Origin of the sequence: Corynebacterium callunae DSM 20147 (assembly GCF_000344785.1) — a bacterium.
GTDB lineage: Bacteria > Actinomycetota > Actinomycetes > Mycobacteriales > Mycobacteriaceae > Corynebacterium > Corynebacterium callunae.
Genome location: NC_020506.1, coordinates 1,030,930 through 1,053,445 on the forward strand (window position 1 = coordinate 1,030,930; position 22,516 = coordinate 1,053,445).

Genomic DNA, 22,516 nt, shown 5'->3' on the forward strand with positions numbered 1-22,516 from the left:
AGTGTATGCGTTAAGTGGGATAGATGCATAAAGTAAGTTGCATGACACAACATCAGCATCACTCTGCAAAAGAGCCTTGGCAAAACCTCCCAGCTGGATTTGCCGACTTCCTTGACCTCGAAGCCCGATTGAACGCGCCACTGCGAAACTCCGCATTGAGCCTTTCTGCTGCTGCACTTAGTACCCAACCTCAGCACATCGTCGACCTCGGATCAGGTACCGGTGCAGATGCCATCGCCTTAGCTAAGCGTTTCCCTGAAGCGCGTGTGCATGCACTCGATGTTTCCGCAGAACTGCTTGGTCGCGTGGAAAATGCCGCTGTGCACGCTGGACTGGCAGAACGTGTGGAATTGCACGAGGCAGACCTGAACTCTGACTGGACTGCGGGGATCCCGGAAGAAGTGGATCTTGTGTGGGCAGCGTTGGCCATGCACCACCTTAAGGATTCCGCGCAGGTACTTTCCCAGGTCTTTAAGAAACTGCGCCCAGGTGGAGTTTTCACCTTGATTGAAATGTCAGGAGATACCCGATTTGAACCTGCTGTGATTCAGGATCAGGTGCAGAATGTGCGATCTCATGGCCATACCAATTGGACGAACTTACTGGAAGAAGCTGGTTTTGCGGTAGTAGAGCAGCATGAACAAAATTTCCAGGCGCATGGGTCCACCCCAGACGGCAGAGAATATGTTGCGCGACAATTACGTGGACGCCAGATAGAGCTAAAAGAAGAAACTTTGGACAATATCTCGTTTCGGTCTGGCCGAAAGGTGTGGGTGGCCGTTCGCCCGAACGTGGAGGGCGGCGTCGAAAAGCAAAAAACAGTGACCGTTGATGTGGCGGTAATCGGCGGTGGAGCTGCAGGCCTCGCAGCGTCGGTCGCGTTGGCGCGTTCGCGCCGTGATGTGGTGGTTATTGATGATGGTCAGCCACGAAATGCGCCTGCGCATGGTGCGCATAATGTGTTTGGGGAATGAAGGTATCTCGCCACTGGAGCTGCTCGCGAAGGGACGTCAAGAGGCTGAATCTTATGGAGTGAAGATTCTAAAAGGTAAGGTTTCCCAGCTCAGCGGTGAAGTTGATAACTTTGACCTAAAAGTTGGAGATGGCGAATTCCAGTTAAGGGCGCGCCGGGTCATTTTGGCTACTGGCTTGGTTGATGATCTTCCGCAGATTCCGGGTGTGGAAGCAGGTTGGGGAGTTTCCGTACTGCACTGCCCGTTTTGTCATGGCTGGGAGGTACGCGACCAGAAGATTGCGATCCTGACCCGTGATGAAATTGCTATTCATCAGGTGATGCTTTTTGGTCAACTCAGCGATAACGTAACAGTCTTCTTAAATGATGCTCCTGAACCTACAGATGAGCAGTTGGAGCAGTTGGAGGCACTGAATATTCCGCTGGTACGAAACAAAGTTGAGCAGTTACTCATGGATGGTGCGCAAGTTCGTGCAGTCCAGCTGGAAGGCGGGGAGACCTTTGCAGCAGATGCGGTCGTGGTGGTGCCGCGCTTTAATTCCCGAACTGAATTATTTGAAGCACTAGGCGGGACAGCGGAAGAGTTGCCATTTGGCCACCATATTCCTGTTGATCCACAAGGTATGACCCCAATTCCAGGGGTGTGGGCTGCTGGAAATGCGGGAAATCTCATGGCAACAGTGGCAGTTTCGATGGCAGCTGGATTAAATGCTGGTGCTGCTGTTCATGGTGATCTTGCTTTTGCGGACCTTAATCGTGCGGTTTTAGAGAACCGAGGTAGCTCTCACTAAAGCTGGGACTAGGAAATGATTTTCATGGAGGTAGCAATAAAGCGACCTTGCTCTAAATCTGCTTTTTAAGATGAGTAATATGAGAAAAAACAACTTTTAAAAGGAGAAGTAGAATCATGCATTATGTCGTCTTACAGGTAGTTCTCAAAGAAAAACTCATCGGAACGGGTTCCGGAAACCTGACCTCGCTGGAAAGCACCATCAACCAGCAGGCAGCTAAGGGGTACCGCCTCCACACGATTTCTACCACAAGCAGTGGAAGTAAGGGTCTCATCGGAGGCGATCGTATACAAGCGACTTTGGTATTCGAGAGCCTAACTTAGAGTAAATTCAGCTTCAGCTAATTTTGGAGCAAAAGCTCCGCTGATCGTTTAGCCACGGGGCCGGGACTAAAGAGACAAAGAACGTAAATACTTTTGAAGCAAGCAAAGTACGGCGCGCGGTACTCATCGTCGCAGCACTAAACTTCGCTTATTTCTTTGTGGAGTTTTTTGTCGCATTAAGGTCCAGCTGCAATTGCGGCATGGGAAGCTATCCAGCGGTTTAGTGCCCCGGAAGCTCCCGCAGTGCTACCGGTAATTCTGGTATCACTTGGCGCGATTGCCATTAATGGGACTTGCGCCTTGGTTATCGCGCGCGTTCGACAGCACAGTGGATCTTTAGGAAGCGCAGCTTTTCTTTTAGCACGTAATGATGTTCTGGTTACTGCGGCCATCATCGTTATGGCTCTTATTACCGCGGTCATTCAGTCAGGATGGCCAGACCTTATCCTTGGCATCTTTATCATCTTGTTGGCTTTGCATGCTGCCCATGAAGTGTGGGAAGTTAGTGAAGAAGAACGCCTGGCAGCCAAGGCACTTGCTGGTGAGGCGATCGATTAGTCTCCTCGGAGCCATAGTTTTCAGGGAGCAACCAAAGGCAGCCAAAAGCAACCAAGAGCATCCGGGTTTCGTCGAAAAGCGTTTTAAGAGGGGAGTGGGCAGTGGCGTCACCAGAGAATATTTTGCTGCAGCTTGCTCCAGAAGATGAAGCAAGAATCAATGCGATTTATGAGCAGCTAGCTGCGCAAGGTTTTCCCGCGCAACAGCAAACGCCACATATTACTGTCACGTTTTCCACGCATATGCCCACGCCGGTGCTGCAGCGGGCGGCCGAATTACTGCCACCGTTGCTTCCAGCTGATTTCCAAAGGGTGGGCACGGTAATTTTTGGAACCAAGCGGAAGCAGACTGTTGCGTGGCTGTTGGAGACCACCGATGAATTAGAGGAAGCAGCCCGCGAAGTCAGCGCGCTAAACCCGGATGGTCGAGGTCCGCGTTGGACTCCTCATCTTACGATGGGGCTACGTTTGCCGCGCGAAATTATCGGGGAGTATATCGAGGCTCTGGATAATGCGACCTCTGCGCACTTTAAGCAGCTCACCGCCATCCAATCCGCGTTTTGGCAACCGGGGGCAGAACGTTTGCGGATATTGCCCTAATAACTCCTAAAATAGCCCGCTTAGCTGTAGTTTTAAGGTATGTCCAGCCCGTTAAAATCTTCCGCACATTCTCCGGAAAATCCCCAGACGGAGTTCCACAAGCGGCAAAGATCTGGGACTCGCTTGTTGCCCGGCATCACCGTTATGCGTAGCTATAAGTTGTCTTGGTTGCGGGGTGATCTGCTGGCCGGGGTGACCGTAGCAGCTTATTTGGTGCCTCAAGTTATGGCTTATGCAGTGATCGCAGGGCTGCCACCTGTTGTGGGTTTATGGGCAGTTCTTGCACCGATGGTTATTTATTTTTTCCTGGGCACCTCCCGCAAGCTTTCTATCGGGCCGGAATCAACCACCGCGCTGATGACAGCAGCCGGTGTGGGCGCGCTAGTCGGAGCCACAGGAGCCGCAGGAGCACCGCAACGTTATGCAGAAGTAGCAGCTCTTTTAGCAATAGCAACAGGGGTAGTCTGCCTTATTGCAGCAATTGGCAGGCTTGGATTTGTCAGCCGCCTCTTGTCTCGGCCGGTGCTGATTGGTTATCTCATTGGCATTGCCATGTTGATGATCATTAGCCAATTATCCAAGGTGACCAAAGTCCAGGTCCAAGGCGAAAATTCTTATCAAGAAATTCACTCCTTCCTTTCTCAAATCCGGCAGATTCACCTGCCCACACTCATTCTTGCCGTGGTGATCCTGGTAGCTCTTTTTGCTGGCAAGCGATTTTTGCCCAATATTCCTTCTGCCCTCGGGGTGCTTCTTTTAGCGGCCATAACCGTCGCGGTGTTCCAATTGCAGCAATTTGGTATCGAGGTAATTGGTGAGGTGCCGGATGGATTGCCCCAGCCCCAACTCCCGCATCTGGGAGATCTGCAATTGTGGACTCTGTTTCCCTATGCCATTGGCATTGCCATTGTGGGTTTTTCAGATAACATCCTCACCGCGCGCGCCTTTGTGGCAGAAGAAGATGAGCCCATTAATCCCAATCAGGAGCTTTTGGCACTTGGTGCAGCAAATATTGCCAATGGCTTTGTGCAGGGTTTTCCGGTTTCCTCCAGTGGTTCGCGCACGGTTTTGGGAGTTGCAGCTGGTGCTCGTTCGCAGGTGCATTCGCTGGTGGTCATAGCCGTGGTGATATTGGTTCTGCTTTTTGCTGGCCCGGTTTTGCAAAATTTTCCCCAAGCAGCTCTTGGTGCCTTGGTTATTTATGCCGCCACGCAGCTTATCAACGTTGCAGAGGTGCGTCGAATAGCGCAGTTTAGGCGCAGTGAACTGGTACTTACCCTGGTCACCGCAGGGGCGGTGGTGGTTTTGGGGGTTCTTAATGGAATTGGTGTGGCTATTGCGTTTTCAATTTTGGATCTTATTCGCCGTATTACCAGGCCCAATGCGGATGTTTTGGGTTTTGTGCCAGGGATTCCGGGCATGCATAGTATCGAAGATTATCCCAACGCAACTACGGTGCCAGGTCTGGTGGTTTTCCGTTATGATTCCCCGTTGTTTTTTGCCAACGCGGATGATTTTTATACCCGAGCGCTCCAAGCCGTTGATGCATCCCCGCAGCCAGTGCACTGGTTTTTGCTCAACGCCGAGGCGAATACGGAGGTTGATTTAACAGCTGTTGACGCCCTGGAAAAACTTAGAAAAACCCTGCATGAGCGCGGAATTCGTTTTACTATGGCGCGGGTGAAAATGGAGCTTAGCCAGAATTTGCAGCCCACTGGGTTTTTGGAGCATGTGGGCAAACAGTACATTTTTGCCACGCTGCCCACCGCGGTGGCAGCTTATGAACAAGAATTTCCCCAAAAATAATGCTTGTCGACGCGCCCCTGGGTGCCACTGCAGCCCCCTAACCAAGGGCTAGGGGGCTGCAAGAGTTATGCGGATTTACTTAGAAACGAGTTCCTCGATGGAACGCTGTGGCACACCGTTGTAGGCAGACAGCGGACGGATCAGGGAATTGTTCTTGTATTGCTCAATGATGTGTGCGGTCCAGCCGGTAACACGAGCTAGCACAAAGAGCGGGGTGAAGAACTCAACGTCAAAGCCAAGCAGGTAATAAGCAGGTCCGGAAGGGAAGTCCAGGTTTGGCTTAATTCCGGTGCGTTCATCCATGGTCTTTGCCATGATGTCGTACATCTCGACCCACTTCTGGCCATTCTTGCGGCTGGCCAGTTCTTTGAAAGCAGCTTCCATGGTGGGGACGCGGGAATCGCCCTTCTTGTACACGCGGTGTCCAAAGCCCATGATGAGGTCCTTGTTATCGAGTGCATTGTTGACCCAATCGGCAGCCTTTGCAGGATCGTCGATTTCCAACATGGTGTGCATAACAAACTCATTGGCGCCACCATGCAGAGGTCCCTTAAGTGCACCGATTGCTGCAGTAATTGCAGAATAAGCATCGGAGCGGGTGGAGGTGACCACGCGGCTGGTGAAGGTGGAGGCATTGAAAGAGTGCTCTGCATAAAGAATCAGGGATTGTTCAAAGGCCTTGATATCTTCTGGGTTGTTGGCAGGGGAATCTGGCTCATCGCCGAAGACCATGTAGAGGAAGTTCTCTACAAAGCTGCGCTTATCGCAAGGCTCAATGAAGGGCAGTCCCTTACGGCGGCGGATGTCATAGGCCACTGCGGTTGGGAGCTGTGCCAAAAGGTGTAGGCCAATGCGCTGGATATGTTCTTCCGAGGTGGTGAAGAACTCCGGATCCTTGGTTCCCAGGTAGGAAACCACGGTGCGCAAAACATCCATTGGGTGGCAGGTGGTTGGCAAAACGTCGATCAGCTTGATCAGATCGGGATCCAGCTCGCGCAGGGCCTTGCCTTCAATATTGCGCTGTTCGATCTGCTCCGGGGTTGGAAGTTCGCCCTCCCACAAAAGGTAGGCTACATCTTCAAAGGTGCAGTTTTTGGCGAGTTCCTGGACTGGGTAACCCCGGTAGGTCAGGGAGTTGGTTTCGGGGACAACTTTGGAGACTGCGGTGTAGTCGGCAACAACGCCTGCTAGTCCCTTGCGGACTTCATTTTCTTGGCTCATGAGATTTCACTCCTTTTGTGGGTTCGGGCTGGTAGGTAAAACGGAAAAACTAGAAACTAGAACTTTGGTGAATATGCATCTTTGGAGTAGGTGAATACTTCCTGGTCAAAGGCGTTGTACTCCTCGTAGCGCAGCAATTCATAAAGGCGCGCACGGTGTTGCATACGATCGACCCAACCGGTTTGGGTACCGGTTTCTGCGATGTCTTTGAGGGCTTCTTCGACCTGTCCCATGGCAATGCGCAGGGTGGTTACCGGGTAGATAACTGCGTTATAGCCCAGGTCATTGAGGGTTTGAGCGGACAATAGTTCGGTTTTGCCGAACTCGGTCATATTGGCCAGTAGTGGGGTGTCTACAGCGGCGCGGAATTTTTCAAAGTCTGCCGGGGTATGCAGGGCTTCGGTAAAGATAAGGTCTGCGCCGGCATCGGCATAGGCTTTGGCGCGCTCAATGGCAGCGTCGATTCCTTCTACGCCTGCAGCATCGGTACGTGCGCAGATCACGAAGGCAGAGTCGCGGCGTTCATTCACTGCGGCTTTGATGCGACGCACCATCAGATCGGTGGGCACAACTTCTTTGCCATCAAGGTGACCACAACGCTTGGGGTTGACCTGGTCTTCCAAGTGGAAACCAGCGATGCCAGCATCTTCGAACTCACTGATTGAGCGAGCAGCAGACATTGGTTCACCAAAGCCGGTGTCTGCGTCGACAAGCACCGGTAGGTCGGTGGAGCGCGCAATTTGGCGCGCGCGACCGGCAACCTCAGTGAGGGTGGTGAGTCCGATATCAGGAAGTGCCAGGTCAGCGGCAACAACGGCGCCGGAGACATAGACACCATCAAAATTCGCTTCCTGGATTGCACGTGCTACCAGCGGGGAGAATGCACCGGGCAGGCGTTGGATGGTGCCTGAGGTGAGTCCTTCGCGCAGTTGTACGCGCTTTTCGTGGGGGGTGCGGTTGCTGGAATATAGTCCACTCATTAGAGCAGTCCCTTCGGGGTTTCAGGTGCCTTGGCAAGAACTTCTGGGGCCAGCTCAATGTTGAGCTCGCGCAGGTCAGCAAGGTTTGGTAGTGATTGCACAGCGGTGAGGAAGCGCTCTTGCTCGGCTTCGGAGATAACGCCAGCAGCCAGGGTCTTGAACTTGTTGATGTACTGTTCACGAGCAAACGGGCGAGCGCCATATGGGTGAGCGTCTGCCACTGCGATTTCATCTTCCATGACACTGCCGTCCTTGAAGGTGATAACAGCGCGGGCGCCGAAAGCCTTCTCCTGAGGATCGGTGGAGTGATAACGCCTGGTCCACTCGGCATCTTCAACAGTGGAAATCTTCTTCCACAGCTCTATGGTCTCTGGGCGGTGTGCGCGCTCAGGGGAGTAGGAGGTCTCGTGGTGCCATGCCTGATCTTCGAGAGCTACTGCGAAGATGTACATGATGGAGTGGTCCAAGGTTTCGCGGGATGCATCTGGATCAAACTTCTGTGGGTCATTGGAGCCGGTGCCGATGACATAGTGGGTGTGGTGGCTGGTGTGCAGCACGATGGATTCGATCTGAGTGGTGTCCTCGATCTGTGCACCCATGCGGCGAGCTAGATCGATTGGTGCCTGGGACTGGTATTCCGCGGAGTGCTCCTTGGTGAAGGTATCCAAGATTGCGCGCTTTTCTTCGCCAGCTGCAGGCAGTGGAATGGTGTACTCATGGTCTGGTCCGGAGAGCAGCCATGCGATAACACCATCTTCACCTTCCCAAATTGGTGATGGTGCACCTTCGCCGCGCATTGCACGGTCAACAGCTTCAATAGCCATCTTGCCGGCAAATGCTGGGGCGAAAGCCTTCCAAGAGGAAATCTCGCCCTTGCGGGACTGGCGGGTGGCGGTGGTGGTGTGCAGTGCCTGGCCAATTGCCTGGTAGATGGTATCTACATCAAGGTTGAGCAAGGTGCCGATACCAGCTGCCACGGATGGTCCAAGGTGTGCCACGTGGTCAATCTTGTGCTCGTGCAAGCACATGCCACGAACCAGATCGACCTGGATTTCATAGCCAGTGGCAAGCGCACGGATGAGGTCTTCGCCGGTGGAGCCTGCCTGCTGCGCAGCAGCCAAGATTGGTGGAATGTTGTCGCCAGGGTGGGAGTATTCCGCAGCCAAGAAGGTGTCGTGGAAGTCGAGTTCGCGCACGGCAACGCCGTTGGCCAGGGCTGCCCACTCAGCGGAGAAGCTGCCGGGGATACCAAATACCGCAGCGCCGGAGGCAGAAACAGGGTGGGATTCTGCTTGTCGACGAGCCACTGTTACCGGGCGTCGCAAGACCGAAGCGGCGGATACCGCTGCATTGTCAATGATGCGGTTGATGATCATGTCACGGGTTTCTTCTGGAACCGCAACTGGGTCCGCAGCAACTTGTGCGATCTTATAGGCGAGGTGCTCGGACTTGGGGAAGTCTTCAGCGGAGCGGTGGGTTCGCACAGTGTGATCAATCATGTATCTCTCCTGCTTTAAAAGGTGGCGAATATGTTGTGCTCCATACTATGGCTAGGTTTTGTGTTGGCGATCACAGTAAAATGTGTGTAATCTAGCGTCATTAGATAGAACAACTTGCAAACCTTGTGGAACCTGCAGCTAGGGACCATGAAACAGGGAAAGAGGGACGATGGCCAAGCTTTTCGCGGGGGCAAGAATACGCACCCTGCGTAGGACAGCACAGCTCACCCAAGTGGAAATGGCTCGCCAATTAAGCCTCTCCACCAGCTATCTCAACCAACTGGAAAATGATCAACGGCCACTAACTGCAACCGTGCTCATGACCTTGACATCCAAGTTTGATGTGGAGGCTTCCTATTTTTCTCCAGATTCAGATGCCCACAGCATCGCTGATCTCCAAGGACTTTTTCCGCATGTTCCAGCAGAACAAATTAATGACATCTGTGCCCGCTACCCTGATTTAGTAGCCGAAATTATCGAGCTCACCCGCAGCGGCACAGACGATGAACAAGGCCCTTATGAAGCAGTTCGAGATTTCTTCTACGATGCCCACAATTACATCGATGAACTAGACCGCATGGGGGAGCAGCTGGCAGAAAAGCTGGGAGAGACACAATTCCGCCTGGCTCGAATGGCGCAAATCCTGGGTTCCGATGCCAATGTTTCCGTGCGTTTCCGCTGGCATAACACCGGACCTCGGCGCATTTTTAATCCAGATACCCGCGAGCTACATCTGCGTACCGGCCTGAGTGATACTCAAAGCCTCTTTGAGATCGCTTTGCAATATGCATTGTTGATGCACAATGACGTTCTAGAAAGAATTGCACAGACGCTTCCCGATGAAGCCTCCCGCAAGGTGGGCCGGCTCGGCCTGGCCCAGTATTTTGCTGCTGCCACGGTCTTGCCTTATGGACAAACCCTCAAGATCGCCGAAGATTATCACTATGACATTGACCGCATCGCCGCTCATTTTGGCAGCGGAATTGAGATGACATGCCACCGGCTTTCCACCTTGCAGCGCCCAGGGCAAAGAGCCATCCCCTTCTTTTTTATCCGCACTGATCGCGCCGGGAATATCTCCAAGCGACAGTCTTCTACCAGTTTTCACTTTGCGCGCTCGGGTGGGTCCTGCCCACTGTGGGTTATTCACCGTGCTTTTGAAACTCCCGGCAGGTTTACCCGCCAGGTGGCTACCATGCCAGATGGACGCAGCTATTTATGGATTGCGCGCACCGTGCATGGGGCGCAATTGGGATTTGGTATTCCGCGTAAAGAATTTGTGGTGGGGTTGGGCTGCGACTTAGACCAGGCGCATCGTTTGGTTTATAGCAATGGCCTGGACTTAAGTCCGGAATCAGCCACACCGATTGGGCCGGGTTGTACTCAATGTTCACGCACGAACTGCCCGCAGCGAGCTTTTCCACAAGCTCGGCAACCTCTGGTATTGAACTTTGATATCAGCTCCGAGGAGCGTTATCGCACCGCACAATCAGGGGATTAAGCAGCATTGGGATCTGGCTGTTGGATGCCAAAAACGTTTCCATCGGTATCGAGGAAATATCCCTGCCAGGCCATTCCGGGCAGCGCATATTTTTCCAGGGCAACTGTTCCACCAGCGGCAATGATCTTCTGGGCGATCCCATCAAAATCAGCAACTCCGAGGGTGAGCACTGCACCATTAATTGGAGCACCGCTTGGGCCAGCTTCGCCTTGACGCTGCATAATTGCGCCATTAATACCCATATCTTCTTCAGCGCCGGTCACCACACCCCAATAAGGCATGCCAGCAAATTCGGAATAGCGGAGTGACCAAAAGCGTTAAGGAAGATAGTTGATACTTCAAGTAACCTAAGGAGCTCTCATGAAAATCGGAATTATAGGCGCAACCGGCACTTCCGGACAGGCGTTTATGCAGAAGCACATAAGCGCGGCCACGAAGTTGTGGCGGTAGTACGCGACGGCGCTAAAGCCCGTGACCTCTTTGGTGAGGATGCTGTCATTATCGAAAAAGACGCACTGGAGCTTGCGTCCACTGATCTTGCTGGCCTTGAAGTAGTGGTAAATGCCTTTTCTACCAGCCCTGATACTGCGGAAAAGCATATTGAGCTCTCCCGCAATCTGGTAGCTGCAGCTAGTGCCAATACTCGATTGGTCTTTATCTTGGGTGCAGGTTCTTTGACCAATCCGGAGACCGGTCGTCCCTTTGTGGAGGTTTTGCGTGAGCTTCCTGACGCAGCAGCTTGGATTAACATTCCTGAGCAGCAGTTTAAACAGCTGGAATACCTGCGCACCGTGGACGATGTGCAATGGGTTGGCGTGTCCCCACAGGCACAGTACCCGGCAGAGGGTCCTGCAACCACTCCGCAGCTAGGCACTGATTCCCTGCTCCTAGCTGCAGACGGTCAATCTCATACCACTGCCGGCACCATGGCTATTGCGATTGTGGATGAAATTGAAAATCCACAGCACCGCAACACCCGCTTCACCGTTTCTGATGCCTAAGGTTTGCTAGTCCTCCAGCGGCACGATGTAGAGCTCTGTCATGTTTTCCATGATGTTCTCTTCCGCTAGTTGCTCCGAGATTTCTGGAGCAACAGGGCTGGTCTCTACCGTAATGACACTTTGGTCACCAGTGCGATCAACCTGCGGTGCCATGCTGCGCGCGGTGGGAGCAGTGTTAACAAGGCCAAAGAAGGTATCAAGACCCTTGACATTAAATTGGGTAGACATATAACGGCTATTATCACTTGAATTCCACTGTGAAACAATCAAATCCATATTGTCAATGGTGGAACCAGGCATAATATAACCACCATAAAGTTGCGTGAAATTGCTTGGAGTTTGTTCTGCGCCCCAACCGCCGGTACCAGCTACCACGACCTGAGCTGGGGTAATAGCGTTCCAATCGGCGGCGATTTCCTTGGAAATGCGCACCTCAATGGCCATGGTTTCCGCATTAAACATGGCTAGCACCCAATAACCATCGATATAACGCAGGGACATTTCTCCGGCGGCCATCTTGTCAGAGATCACGGGTGAATATGAATCACCCCAGGTTCCAGTGCGATCGGTAAACATGGAATAATGCTCCCAGGCATCACGATTGCCAAAGTCCGAGGGCTTAAAGCGGGTGAGGTAAACATCATCTGCCCGCTGGAATTCTGAGCTCATCATGTAGATGTATCCGTCTGGACCTTGTTCCCAGGTGATCAAATTGGCATAACCATCAAGATAGCTGGTGGGAATCGTAGTCACGGATTTCCAGGTTTTGCCCTGATCCGTGGACTTCCAAATTTGGGTATACAACACATTGCCAATGCCTTCATTCCACATGGCCTGCATATATAAGGTTCCATCAATGTTGATGACATCCGAGGGCAGTAGCGTCAAGCCACGCTCATTGTGAGAATAGTTGATTAATTGTTCAACGCTTTCGCCCTCATTAAGCGGTCGTTTAATAATGATTTTGCCGTTTTCATCTAGCTCGGCGATAACTCCTGCCGGGCTCATCCACTCACCTTGACCCAGATAAGCGCCACGGAAAGTATCGCCAAAAATAATGGCAAATTCTTCGCCAGTTCCCAATGAGGTCATAATTCCCAAGTCAGCAGCCAAGGCCCCGACATGATTTGAAATACCCTCGCCCAAAACATCACCAATGAGGTTGACCACCAAACCATCAGAGATTTCGGTAGCCCAAGGAGTTGCAGGGGTTGCCGCATCTGATTGCTCACTGGAGCCAGAACTACCGGAGGATCCCGAACTAAAAGAAGAAAAGGTGGAGGCATGTGCCACTGGGGTTAGCAAAAATCCTAAAGATAATGCGCTCAGTAGGGCAAGGGGAGTCTTTTTCAATTGCGTATCTTTTCATTGGGAATACTTAGAGGAGCGTTCAAAACTCTAACAGTAATGGTCTATTTTTGTGCCAAAAAATTCTATAGGGTCTATAGATATGCGCCGACACCTCACCGTCTTTGTAGCGTTTAGCGTGGCCATTAGCTCATGTTCCTCGACCCCCACTCAAGCTTTTAGCAGTTCCTCAAGCTCTAGCTCAGCTGTCACCAATACTGATTTCACTCGCAACCATAAAGCCACCATTAACAATGGTTGGGCGATGTCATTTTTGCCAGGCACAGACTACCTCGCTATTACCCAAAGAACTGGTGGGCTGCAGTTACTTAATCACCTCAACGGCGAGCTCAAAGCCATAAGTGGCACCCCGGAGGTATATACCGAAGGCCAAGCGGGAATGCATGACATCGTCCCCGGACCCACGTTCTCCAGCGATGGCACGGTGTACTTAAGTTGGGTGCGCGAACATCCTGCGGGTGCACAAGGTGTCGTAGGTACTGCCACCTTGGACACGTCCAACGGCAGCTTGAATAATCTCAACGTCATTTGGGAACAGGATCCCGCTCCAGGTAGTGGCCACTTTTCGCTACGTTTGCTCATCGCAGGAGAGTATCTTTTTGTCAGCAGTGGCGATCGCCAGCAAGGCGCGCCTGCCCAAGATATCAACTCAAATCTCGGCGGGCTGCTGCGGCTTACTCTAGACGGACAACCTGCAGCAGGAAACCCCTGGAACAATGAGCGCTGGACCATGGGAAATCGCAATATCCTTGGCCTGGCAGCTGCGGAAAATGGTGAGTTGTGGATAACTGAGATGGGACCCCAAGGCGGCGATGAACTGAACAAGGTGGTCGCCGGCGATAATTATGGCTGGCCACAGGCCTCAATGGGCAGTAACTATGATGGCTCCGATATTCCTGATCACCAATCCGGGGACGGATTCCATGCACCAGCTATTTCTTGGGTGCCTTCAATTTCACCGGGTAATTTGCTGATCTATTCAGGAGAGCTTTTCGACGCCTTCAGCCACTCAGCCCTCATCGGAGGCTTGAGCGGGCAACGCCTGGTGCAAGTCACCCTAGAAGAGCCTGCTGTGGAGCTTAATCAGTGGCCCATGGAAGCTCGCATCCGAGCCATCGCCCAAGCTCCTGATGGTGCAGTATGGGTTTTGGAAGATGGCGCAGCTGGCAACCTGTGGGAATTAAGGCCTTAATCGCGATAACGCAAATATTCACCCACCACAGCGGACCCCAAACCATCAAGGTCAGGAGCACTGACAGTGCCACCCACTCGATTAGCTAATTGGTTGAGAAAGTGCTCTAAACCTTGGTCATAGCCCAAGCGGAAAAAGGTGCTGTGTGCACTGCGTTTAGCGATCTTATCCAATTGCAACACTGTTTTGGATAGCGTTTCCGGGGTAGTGGGCCAGTTGAACCAGGCCTCGCCGTTGGGCTCGAGGTGTGCTGTTGGTTCACCATCAGTAACAATCAACAAGGTGGGTTGCATATGGGAGTTACGTGCAAAAAAGCGCTCTGCCAATAACAAAGCATGATGCAGGTTGGTGCCTTGTTCATGAACCGGAGGCAATCCAGTTAATTCCTCAATATCCATTGATTGCGCATAACGTCCAAAGCTAATCAGTGCTAATTCATCACCGCGGAACCTTGTGGAAATTAGGTGATGCAAAGCCAGTGCAGTTTGTTTCATCGGCACCCAACGGCCTTCCGCAGCCATGGAATAGCTGGTATCCACCAATAGCGCAACCGCATGTTGGGTGCGAACCTCGGTTTCCACCACTTCAATATCTGCCGCGGTGATCTTGAGCGGATCATTAGATCCTGCCGTGCGTTGCAAAGCATTATTAATAGTGCGTGTGACATCCCAGGGTTGGGTATCGCCAAATTCATAAGACCGCGAGGCGCCAGTTTGTTCACCACCGGCACCCGCAAAGCGGGAATCCCGTGACCCGCTGCGGGAGGAGAGGTGGGAGGTGGCGTCGTCAAGTAAAGTTTTTCCCAGTCGCCGCATGGCTTGGGGGCTGAGCTTTAGTGAACCATCTGCTTGTTTGCGCAACAATCCGCTCTCGCGCATGGCGCGGTCTAATTTGGCCAGCAGCTCGGCAGAAATTGCAGCGTCATCACCGAGCTGTCGGCGTAGCGCATCCAAATCTAGGTCGGTGTAATCATGGTTGAGCTGATCGGTGAGGTTATCTAGCTCTGCGAGGTCTTGCATCACGCCGGTGCCATCACCAAGTCCCATGCCTTGCTCACCGGAAAAGTCCTCTGAACTATTCCAATCAAGCTCCGGCCGCAAGCCTTCGAGGTTTCCAGCCAAATCGCCCAGAAGCTCCTGCAATTCGGTTGATCCAAATGCTTGGGCGGAAAGCTCCATTAATTCTTGGCGTTGCTCCGCGGACATTGAGTTGAGCATTCTTTGGGCAGCAGCTGAACGCGCAGCCAAGAGGTCAATGAGTTCTTTAATATCGCGAGGGTTCTCTGGGAAATTCTGGCCATGGCGGGCCATAAAGTCAGCAAAATCAGCCGGGGTATCTGTACCGGCTCGGTGTTTTGCCAGCAGCTCATTAAGGTCTTTAAGCATCTGCGCGATCTCAGCTTTATCCTCAGGCGTTGCGCCTTCGAGGGCTTGTTTCATGCCGGCGAATTGTTGATCAAGCATTTCGCGGCCTAGAAGATCTTTAATCTCCTCAAAGTTTTGCCGTGCCTCAGTGGATTGCCAATCATAGGTATTTAGCTCCGCTACCGCAGCTGCGGTTGACTGAGGGAGATTCTCCAAGGTCATTTCCCGAAACGCGCGATCAGTGTCATCTAAGTCAATATCGCGGGCTAGCTGGGCTCTTTCCGCCCGCAGGGCGGCGTCGAGAAGCTTTTTTGCCTCTTTTAGGGTGCCGCCGAGATTGTTTTTGCTCAGCAGTTCGCGGCGGCGTTCCATGGCTCGCCGGGCCAGATCATCAAAGCCTTCTTGGCCGCGGGCACCACGCCGTAAATATTCGCGTAATGCCTGTTCAGGGGAGTAGCCAGCCATAATATCTTGGGCAATCTCATCGAGTGCCTGGCGCAGATCAGCAGGCGGGGCTAACGGATCTGGGCCGCCAGAATAACGCCCATAACGGCTAAAACGTGGGCCCAAATGTGCAGACATGGCTGACTCCTTAGAACTGGCTTTTAGCCATAGATTGTTTCGCCTTCGCCGGAATCCTTGGCGATCTTTCGGGAAAGAAAGAGGCCTTCCAACGCAAGCTCAATTGCATTAGCGCGTTGACCTGGGGTTGTGGCCTCAAAAGCGGTTGCGATTTCTTCATAAAGGTCCGTATCGCCAAGCTCTGGCAGGGATTCCAAAAACTCCTCAGCAGAGACTTGCGCACCGGTAGAAACTGTGACGCTGCCATCAAGGGCTGCAATGAGCGCGGTGAGGTCAAGTGGGCGCAAACGTGGACGCAAGGTTTCCGCAGTGGCAGTACGGAGAATATAATCCAAGATTTCCCATTCGCGGCCTTCTTCACCGGCCTCAAATTCCACCTTGCCACCGAGTACCTCAACGGCTGCATCAACATCCACCAGGCGAGCAACTGCGTTTTCTTCACCGCGAATGGTGGCACGATGCAAGGCAGCTGCTGCAATGGTTTCTGCACCAGCAATAGCAAAACGGGCAGATACTCCGGCGCGCTGATTAACCGCAGATGATTCACGTAAAGCGCGGGTATAGCGGGCCAGGATTTCTAGCAGCACATCTGGAACTTCCGCAACCAGCTTGGCTTCCTGCTTAATCACGGCTATTTCATCACGTAGTTCGATGGGGTAGTGGGTGCGGATTTCAGCGCCAAAACGGTCTTTAAGCGGGGTAATAATGCGGCCTCGGTTGGTGTAATCCTCCGGGTTTGCCGAGGCTACTACTAAAAGATCTAGGGGCAAACGCAGCATATAACCGCGAATCTGGACATCGCGTTCTTCCATAACATTGAGCATGGCCACCTGAATGCGCTCGGCGAGGTCAGGTAACTCATTAATGGCTACAATGCCCCGGTTGGAACGGGGGATTAGGCCAAAGTGAATTGTTTCGGGATCCCCCAAACGCCGGCCTTCGGCAACGCGCATCGGATCAACGTCACCGATAAGGTCTGCTACGGACGTATCTGGGGTGGCTAATTTTTCCGCATAACGATCATCACGGTGGATCCAACTAATTGGCAGGGCATCACCTTCAGCTTTAATGCGCGCGCGGGTGGCTGCAGTAATTGGAGCGAGGGGATCTTCGCGCAGCTCCGAATCTGAAATAGCAGGGGTCCACTCGTCTAAAAGTGCAGTTAAAGAGCGCAGCAGGCGGGTTTTACCCTGGCCTCTTTCACCCAAAAGCACAATGTCATGCCCAGCAATTAAGGCACGCTCAACCTGTGGGATGACAGTATGCTGCAGGCCGTGTAATCCAGGCCAGGGATCTTCGCCCTTTTCTAGCTTGGCCAGCAAATTAGCGCGGATTTCTTGGCGCAGCGGGCGGTGGATATAGCCGGTGGCCTTAAGCTCACCGAGCGTGGACACATTTGGTGGGAGACTCACCCTTTTGAGGCTAGTCCTTTTTTCTACGGAAAGCTGTAGGCTGCGTGGCATGGAACACAATCGCAGCACCGTGGTCTTGCTTATTCGCCATGGTCAAACTCCCACCACTGGCCAAATTTTACCTGGGCGCACTCCCGGTTTACATTTGGCGCAGCGCGGAGAAAGCCAAGCTCAGGAGGTTGCGCAGCGTTTGCTTGGGCTAAAACTGGCAGCGATTTATTCCTCGCCCATGGAACGTGCCCGCGAAACTGCTGCACCCACCGCAGCCCAGCAGGGGTTAAATGTAGAGCTGGTAGATGGGTTAGTGGAGTGCGATTTTGGGCAGTGGACTGGCGAACGTTTGAGTGAATTAAATAAGTTGCCAGAATGGAAAGAGGTCCAGCATTCTCCTTCCACTTTCCGTTTTCCAGGTGGGGAAAGCTTTGTAGAAATGCAAGACCGCATGGTGGCTGCGATTAATAACATTGCAACGCAGCATCGCGGTGAGGTGGTTGCAGCCTTTAGCCATGCCGACACCATTAAGGCAGCGGTGGCGCATTTTGTGGGAACGCCTTTGGATTCCTTCCAAAAAATTCATATTGATACCGCCGCAATTTCCGCAGTGGAGTTTAATGGAGACAACCCGGCGCGGATGCTCCTGACAAACTCTCGTACCGGCAGCCTTGATTATCTCCGAGCAGAAAAATAGCCCATGATTACGCCTCCTTTTGAGCGCGAGCTTGCCTTACTCTCCACTGCTGAGCTGGGGATAGTGCAGCAGTTGGTGGAATCAAGCAATGTCGGTTTTGTAGTGGACCTAGAAATTCCCAACTCGACTGCGGATCCAGATTATGCCTGGGCAGTTTATAAACCCGAGCTCGGTGAGCAACCGCTGTGGGATTTCCCGCCAGGGCTTTATCGACGCGAAAGGGCAGCCTTTGTGTTGAGCAATCACCTGGGCTGGAACCTGGTGCCACCAACTGTTATTAGGCATGATGGTCCCGCAGGTGTTGGCTCTGTGCAGTGGTTTATCCACCACAATGGTGAGCATTATTTCCCGCTTTTTGATACCCGTCCTGATTTGCACGAGCAATTTTTGCAGATGGCAGTTTTTGATTTGCTGTGTAATAACACCGACCGCAAGTCTGGGCATGTGATGTTGGAGGGTGACCACATTTGGGGCATTGACCATGGCCTGTGTTTTTCCGCGGAGCCAAAGTTACGCACCGTAATCTGGGATTTTGCAGGGGTTGATATTCCGCAGCATTTGATAGATGCAGTGGAGCCGCTAATTGATGAAGTTCCGCCTGAGCTATCTGAACTTTTACACCCTGTTGAAATTGAAGCTGTGCAGCGCCGAGCCTCAAGAATTGTGCGCCTGCCTTATTTGCCACACCCACGTTCCCATCGGCAATTCCCCTGGCCACTGGTTTAAAAGCGAGAGAATCTGCCAGTCTTAGCTTTTAGCGCTAGGCTGGCGCTGACAAAAATCAATCCACTTTTTGAGGAGCTTATTTTGTCAGATGTCACTGCACTTGCAGCCCAATTTGCTACAGATCACGAGTCTGGAAACCTGCTAGTTTTGCCCACTGTGTGGGATACCTGGAGCGCCTCGGTTGCAGCCGAAGCTGGATTTAAAGGCCTAACCATTGGTAGCCACCCGGTTGCAGATGCCATTGGTAGTTCCGATGGTGAAAACATGGATTTCGCCGATTATCTGGATGTTGTAAAGAAAATTACGTCCTCTGTAGATCTGCCAGTGAGCGCCGATGTGGAGTCCGGCTATGGGCTAGACCCCGCAGAGCTGATTAATCGCCTACTTGAAGCTGGTGCTGTAGGCGCCAATATTGAAGATGTTGTGCACAAGGAAGGCGATCGTGTCCGCGAGGCACAGGAGCATGCTGATTATATTGCTGCAGCGCGCGCTGCTGCCGACGCTGCTGGCGTAGATTTTGTGATCAATGGTCGTACCGACGCCGTGCGCCTGGGTACTGCTGTTTTTGCTGATCCTGAGGCTGAAGCCATCAAGCGCATCCAGCTCCTCCAAGAAGCCGGTGCTCGCTCGGTGTACCCGGTGGCACTAAAGACTGAAGAGCAGGTTGCCCGCATGGTGGAAGCTGTTTCCATTCCGGTCAACGTCACTGCCCACCCGGTAGATGGACATGGTGCCGGCGACCTCGCCGCTTTGAAGGTACTCGGCGTGCGCCGCGTTAGCTTCGGCCCCACCTGGCAAAAGTGGCTGGGTGCCACTTCAGCTGAGCAGTTAAAGCACTGGGTCTAAAACCGCGCTTTTCGACGACAAGCCTCAGCAATGACACAATAGAGCCATGAACGAAACCCTCGTGGTGCATAACCTTGCTGGTGGCTATGGACACCGCACCCTCTTTGACAATCTCAACCTCACGGTCGCCGCTGGCGATGTCATCGGAGTGGTCGGTGTTAATGGCGCTGGAAAATCCACCTTCCATAAAATCTTGGCCGGGGTGGAAAAACCTTTGGAAGGCCACCTGACGTTATCGCCAGCCGATGCTTTTGTGGGCTGGCTGCCACAGGAACATGAACGTACCGCTGGTGAAACCATCGCGGATTATATTGCGCGACGCACCGGCTGCGCTGCTGCAACCAAGGCCATGGATGATACGGCTGCTGCCTATGGCGAAAACCCTGAAGACGCCGACTTGGCCGATGCTTATTCCATTGCACTTGATCGCTGGATGGCAAGTGGCGCCCCTGACTTGGAAGATCGCATCCCCGTAGTCCTTGCAGAACTGGGTTTTGAGCTGCCTATTTCCACTTTGATGGAAGGTCTTTCCGGTGGCCAGGCTGCGCGTGTTGGTCTGGCATCGCTGTTGCTTTCTCGCTTTGATATTGTGCTGCTTGATGAGCCAACCAATGACCTAGACCTCGATGGTTTGGAGCGCTTGGAGAAGTTTGTTCAAGGCCTGCGCGGCGGAGTAGTGCTGGTGAGCCACGATCGTGAATTCCTTGCCCGTTGTGTCACCAAGGTTGTGGAGCTTGATCTCCACCAAAATTCCACTCATGTTTATGGTGGTGGATATGAGTCCTACCTCGAGGAACGGGCCGTATTGCGCGACCATGCTCGGGAACAATATGAGGAATTTTCCGATAAAAAACAAGACTTGGTTTCACGTGCCAGGGTGCAAAGAGAATGGTCTAGCCAAGGTGTGCGTAATGCCATCAAAAAGGCACCGGATAATGATAAGTTGCGCCGTAACGCGGCCAGCGAATCCAGTGAAAAGCAGGCCCAAAAAGTTCGCCAAATGGAAAGCCGTATCGCGCGCCTTGAAGAAGTTGCTGAGCCTCGCAAGGAGTGGAAACTGCAATTTTCCGTCGGCCAGGCACCGCGTTCTAGCTCGGTTGTAGCAACTCTTAATGCCGCTACCTTTGAACAGGGAGATTTCACCCTGGGGCCGGTATCACTACAGGTAAATGCCGGTGATCGCATTGGTATTACCGGGCCCAATGGTGCTGGAAAATCCACCTTGCTGCGCGGGCTTTTGGGCAAACAAGAACCCACTAGTGGCTCCGCAACGATGGGCACCAGTGTGGAGATCGGTGAAATTGATCAGGCTCGCGGCATGCTTGATCCACATAAACCACTGATGGAAGCTTTTGAAGCCCAAGTGCCTGAGCTGCCTTTAAGTGAGGTTCGTACCCTGCTGGCTAAATTTGGGTTGAATGCCAATCACGTGGATAGGGACGTCGACAAGCTCTCGCCCGGTGAGCGCACGCGCGCTGGCCTAGCCCTGCTACAAATCCGCGGGGTCAATGTTTTGGTGTTGGATGAACCTACCAACCACCTGGATTTGGAAGCCATTGAGCAGCTCGAGCAAGCTTTGGAAACTTATGACGGTGCTTTATTACTGGTCACCCATGACCGTCGCATGCTCAGCGCCGTAAAAACTAATCGACGCTGGCATGTGGAAGCTGGTCAAGTTCAAGAGCTTTAATCTGTGTGAAGCTCTGTGTGGACTGCGATTCCTGGTTTGATGGAATTTTTTACCGCACAGAGCTTATCAATTTTCCGCAGGGTGCTTTCTTTGAGTTTCTCGCGTTTGCCTGCGGCTATCTCTGAAAGGTCAACCTGCAGCTCAAAGAGTAATTCTGTGAAAATTCCCTGACTAATAGTCGGCTTGATAGTTGCGGTGGCTGAAAAATCTGGCCCTAAAGAATGTGCCAACTGAGCCTCAGCTGCAAGTGCAGCGCATCCGGCCAAAGCTGCTTGTAGAAGCTCGCCCGGGGAGAAAGAATCCGGGGTGCCCGGGGGAGCAATCCGCAGCTGAGCGCCAGTTTCACTGATGACGGTGTATTCATCTGGAGCGGTGCGCTGTGCAGTGAGATTCGCAGCAGGATTAATTATCGCCATATCCCGCACACTAACATCTGGCACGGTAGAATTTCCTTCTTATGTCGCAACAATTACCTCCATGCCCAGAATGCGCCAGCGAATACACCTATGAAGATGGTGATCTGCTGGTTTGCCCCATGTGTGCACATGAATGGGTGGAGTCAGCTGAAGCTGCCGCACCAGAGACCGTTATCAAAGATGCCGTAGGAAATATCCTGCAAGAAGGCGATAGCGTCTCCATCGTCAAAAGCCTGAAAGTGAAAGGCGGCGGTGCAATCAAGATCGGCACCAAAGTCAGTGGTATTCACCTGCTTGAAGAGCTAGTTGATGGCCACGATATCGAAGCCAAGGTGCCAGGATTTGGGCAATTGCGCCTTAAGTCCAGCGTGGTCAAAAAGGCTTAGGGTCTAGGCCACGGTTGGCCTAGTTTTTCCTCCAAGCTCGTATTGTATTTTTTTAACAAGCGGACATAAGTGTCCACCTCCTCAGCTGGCCAATCTGCAATAACGCGGGCATGTCCAGCAGCGCGCGCAGCAAGTTCAACATGTAATTTTTCCAAGCCCAAGGGGCTGGGACGGTGCAGTTTTGCTGATGCGCCGGGGGAGTCGTCGACAAGCTCAATGAGGCCATGCCCCATGGCGGCCTTGATTTGACGGTGCACCGTCGAGGTATTTAACCCGAAGGCTTCGGCGAGTTCATTTACTGACATTGGGCCCTGCGCGTCGAGGCGGGCAAGCAAAACCAATGCACTGCGATCCATAATGGTGTCGCGGCCGTATGTGGGGAGATCTTGCACGCTATAGCGGGTGATGAGCATGTACTCATAAGCCAGATCTTCAAAAATGGACGAGCCTTCAGACAAAATCTTTCACTCCTAGCAACGATGGGTCTAAAGCGATCCTAGCAGGGGAGTTGCATAATGCAATCAATCTGATAGCGTGTGTGAAGAACTAATTGCATTATGCAATTTCGATTTTGACTTAAATTTTGAATAGGGA

At 52.6% G+C, this 22,516-nt stretch carries 23 protein-coding genes; 13 read left to right on the forward strand and 10 right to left on the reverse strand.

The window, feature by feature from the left end:
- Positions 1-41: 41 nt before the first annotated feature.
- Together H924_RS14730 and H924_RS04930 are read left to right on the forward strand one after the other, a co-directional pair.
- Positions 42-974 carry a class I SAM-dependent methyltransferase gene (locus H924_RS14730; RefSeq protein WP_015650855.1) on the forward strand — a complete coding sequence of 311 codons (933 nt, stop codon included), beginning with the start codon at positions 42-44 and terminating at the stop codon, positions 972-974.
- Complete coding sequence (locus tag H924_RS04930; RefSeq protein WP_015650856.1) at positions 958-1,764, forward strand: NAD(P)/FAD-dependent oxidoreductase; 807 nt, start codon at positions 958-960, stop codon at positions 1,762-1,764. Before H924_RS14730 ends, H924_RS04930 begins: the two co-directional genes overlap by 17 nt.
- Positions 1,765-1,895: 131 nt before the next feature.
- Here the strand turns inward: H924_RS04930 and H924_RS14430 are convergent, their stop codons facing one another.
- Complete coding sequence (locus H924_RS14430; protein ID WP_211208114.1) at positions 1,896-2,057, reverse strand: hypothetical protein; 162 nt, start codon at positions 2,055-2,057, stop codon at positions 1,896-1,898.
- A 273-nt stretch (positions 2,058-2,330) separates the two neighbouring features.
- Here H924_RS14430 and H924_RS04940 point away from each other — a divergent pair, with 273 nt between their 5' ends.
- The 3 genes from H924_RS04940 (at position 2,331) to H924_RS04950 (ending at position 5,050) form a co-directional block, all read left to right on the forward strand.
- Positions 2,331-2,645 carry a Co/Zn/Cd efflux system component gene (locus H924_RS04940; RefSeq protein ID WP_015650858.1) on the forward strand — a complete coding sequence of 105 codons (315 nt, stop codon included), beginning with the start codon at positions 2,331-2,333 and terminating at the stop codon, positions 2,643-2,645.
- Between the two features lie 101 nt (positions 2,646-2,746).
- Positions 2,747-3,244 carry a hypothetical protein gene (locus tag H924_RS04945; protein ID WP_015650859.1) on the forward strand — a complete coding sequence of 166 codons (498 nt, stop codon included), beginning with the start codon at positions 2,747-2,749 and terminating at the stop codon, positions 3,242-3,244.
- A 39-nt stretch (positions 3,245-3,283) separates the two neighbouring features.
- The gene (locus H924_RS04950; RefSeq protein ID WP_282705364.1) at positions 3,284-5,050 is read left to right on the forward strand and encodes a SulP family inorganic anion transporter; all 1,767 of its coding nucleotides are present in this window, start codon (positions 3,284-3,286) and stop codon (positions 5,048-5,050) included.
- 75 nt (positions 5,051-5,125) lie between these two features.
- On the opposite strand, the gene H924_RS04955 is transcribed toward H924_RS04950, so the two are convergent.
- The 3 genes from H924_RS04955 to prpD are packed head-to-tail and all read right to left on the reverse strand — an operon-like array spanning position 5,126 to position 8,750.
- On the reverse strand, positions 5,126-6,271 hold the full coding sequence (locus H924_RS04955; protein WP_015650861.1) for a bifunctional 2-methylcitrate synthase/citrate synthase: 1,146 nt from the start codon (positions 6,269-6,271) through the stop codon (positions 5,126-5,128).
- A 56-nt stretch (positions 6,272-6,327) separates the two neighbouring features.
- Positions 6,328-7,251, reverse strand: a complete 924-nt coding sequence (gene prpB, locus H924_RS04960; RefSeq protein ID WP_015650862.1) for a methylisocitrate lyase — start codon at positions 7,249-7,251, stop codon at positions 6,328-6,330.
- The gene (gene prpD, locus H924_RS04965) at positions 7,251-8,750 is read right to left on the reverse strand and encodes a 2-methylcitrate dehydratase PrpD (protein ID WP_015650863.1); all 1,500 of its coding nucleotides are present in this window, start codon (positions 8,748-8,750) and stop codon (positions 7,251-7,253) included. The genes prpB and prpD overlap by 1 nt, the downstream gene beginning before the upstream one ends.
- A 169-nt stretch (positions 8,751-8,919) precedes the next feature.
- On the opposite strand from prpD, the gene H924_RS04970 reads away from it, so the two are divergent.
- Positions 8,920-10,251, forward strand: a complete 1,332-nt coding sequence (locus tag H924_RS04970; RefSeq protein ID WP_015650864.1) for a short-chain fatty acyl-CoA regulator family protein — start codon at positions 8,920-8,922, stop codon at positions 10,249-10,251.
- On the opposite strand, the gene H924_RS04975 is transcribed toward H924_RS04970, so the two are convergent.
- Positions 10,248-10,532, reverse strand: a complete 285-nt coding sequence (locus H924_RS04975; protein WP_015650865.1) for a VOC family protein — start codon at positions 10,530-10,532, stop codon at positions 10,248-10,250. The two genes, H924_RS04970 and H924_RS04975, sit on opposite strands and share 4 nt — an antisense overlap.
- A gap of 45 nt (positions 10,533-10,577) precedes the next feature.
- Between H924_RS04975 and H924_RS04980 the strand changes: the two genes are divergently transcribed.
- Entirely contained in the window at positions 10,578-11,252 is a 675-nt protein-coding gene (locus H924_RS04980; protein WP_282705366.1) for an NAD(P)-dependent oxidoreductase, read from the forward strand.
- A gap of 6 nt (positions 11,253-11,258) precedes the next feature.
- Here the strand turns inward: H924_RS04980 and H924_RS04985 are convergent, their stop codons facing one another.
- Positions 11,259-12,605, reverse strand: coding sequence for a DUF4185 domain-containing protein (locus H924_RS04985; RefSeq protein WP_029703187.1), 1,347 nt, complete (start codon positions 12,603-12,605; stop codon positions 11,259-11,261).
- A gap of 97 nt (positions 12,606-12,702) precedes the next feature.
- On the opposite strand from H924_RS04985, the gene H924_RS04990 reads away from it, so the two are divergent.
- On the forward strand, positions 12,703-13,812 hold the full coding sequence (locus H924_RS04990; RefSeq protein ID WP_015650869.1) for a PQQ-dependent sugar dehydrogenase: 1,110 nt from the start codon (positions 12,703-12,705) through the stop codon (positions 13,810-13,812).
- On the opposite strand, the gene H924_RS04995 is transcribed toward H924_RS04990, so the two are convergent.
- Complete coding sequence (locus H924_RS04995) at positions 13,809-15,758, reverse strand: vWA domain-containing protein (RefSeq protein WP_015650870.1); 1,950 nt, start codon at positions 15,756-15,758, stop codon at positions 13,809-13,811. The two genes, H924_RS04990 and H924_RS04995, sit on opposite strands and share 4 nt — an antisense overlap.
- 23 nt (positions 15,759-15,781) lie before the next feature.
- Complete coding sequence (locus tag H924_RS05000; protein WP_029703185.1) at positions 15,782-17,170, reverse strand: MoxR family ATPase; 1,389 nt, start codon at positions 17,168-17,170, stop codon at positions 15,782-15,784.
- 49 nt (positions 17,171-17,219) lie between these two features.
- Here H924_RS05000 and H924_RS05005 point away from each other — a divergent pair, with 49 nt between their 5' ends.
- The 4 genes from H924_RS05005 to abc-f all read left to right on the forward strand — a co-directional run bounded on the left by H924_RS05005 (position 17,220) and on the right by abc-f (position 21,120).
- Positions 17,220-17,858: a histidine phosphatase family protein gene (locus H924_RS05005; protein WP_015650872.1), complete on the forward strand. Its 639-nt coding sequence runs from the start codon at positions 17,220-17,222 to the stop codon at positions 17,856-17,858.
- 3 nt (positions 17,859-17,861) lie between these two features.
- Positions 17,862-18,584: an SCO1664 family protein gene (locus tag H924_RS05010; protein ID WP_015650873.1), complete on the forward strand. Its 723-nt coding sequence runs from the start codon at positions 17,862-17,864 to the stop codon at positions 18,582-18,584.
- Between the two features lie 81 nt (positions 18,585-18,665).
- A complete protein-coding gene (locus H924_RS05015; protein WP_015650874.1) occupies positions 18,666-19,430 on the forward strand; it encodes an isocitrate lyase/PEP mutase family protein in 765 nt (254 codons plus the stop codon).
- 46 nt (positions 19,431-19,476) lie between these two features.
- On the forward strand, positions 19,477-21,120 hold the full coding sequence (gene abc-f, locus H924_RS05020) for a ribosomal protection-like ABC-F family protein (RefSeq protein WP_015650875.1): 1,644 nt from the start codon (positions 19,477-19,479) through the stop codon (positions 21,118-21,120).
- On the opposite strand, the gene H924_RS05025 is transcribed toward abc-f, so the two are convergent.
- Positions 21,117-21,536 carry an OsmC family protein gene (locus tag H924_RS05025; RefSeq protein ID WP_029703182.1) on the reverse strand — a complete coding sequence of 140 codons (420 nt, stop codon included), beginning with the start codon at positions 21,534-21,536 and terminating at the stop codon, positions 21,117-21,119. The genes abc-f and H924_RS05025 overlap by 4 nt on opposite strands.
- A gap of 41 nt (positions 21,537-21,577) precedes the next feature.
- Here H924_RS05025 and H924_RS05030 point away from each other — a divergent pair, with 41 nt between their 5' ends.
- On the forward strand, positions 21,578-21,922 hold the full coding sequence (locus H924_RS05030; RefSeq protein ID WP_029703181.1) for a zinc ribbon domain-containing protein YjdM: 345 nt from the start codon (positions 21,578-21,580) through the stop codon (positions 21,920-21,922).
- Here the strand turns inward: H924_RS05030 and H924_RS05035 are convergent.
- Complete coding sequence (locus tag H924_RS05035) at positions 21,919-22,380, reverse strand: MarR family winged helix-turn-helix transcriptional regulator (protein ID WP_015650878.1); 462 nt, start codon at positions 22,378-22,380, stop codon at positions 21,919-21,921. The two genes, H924_RS05030 and H924_RS05035, sit on opposite strands and share 4 nt — an antisense overlap.
- Positions 22,381-22,516 lie beyond the last annotated feature (136 nt).